We start from the raw sequence: 352 nt of genomic DNA on the forward strand, positions 1-352 counted from the left end.
TCCGCTTTGCCATGCGGGGCCTCCATGTTTTCCGGAGAGGGCGCCAGTTGAGGGAAACTGTCGGGCGCGGTGGGCTGTTCCGGCAGCGAAATTCCCTGGGTTTCACCCGAGGCCGGACGGCCGAAGCGAGACGCGAAGTGTGGACCGAATAAGCGTGGGTCCCCGTATTGCACAATGCCGGTCACCTTTTCGGCGTCCGGCTTCTTGCCTTCGAGGCTATCGGCGGCCACTTCGGCCAACTCACCGGGCAATCGGAGGAGTTGCACTTCGGGTATGAGCCCCGTGGCAAGATCGACAACCGCCGCGCCCGCGCGTATCTGATGGCGAAACTTCGGGTCAACGTCCTCGCCGG

Annotated in this window: 1 protein-coding gene; it reads right to left on the reverse strand. The window is 63.9% G+C overall.

Going from position 1 to position 352, the window contains the following annotated elements; genetic code table 11:
* Positions 1-352 (reverse strand): hypothetical protein (locus CDV44_RS28240; RefSeq protein WP_170936148.1); only part of this gene is annotated, 352 nt, incomplete at both ends.

Source organism: Pandoraea sp. PE-S2R-1, assembly GCF_002179865.1.
In the GTDB taxonomy this organism is placed as follows: Bacteria; Pseudomonadota; Gammaproteobacteria; order Burkholderiales; family Burkholderiaceae; genus Pandoraea.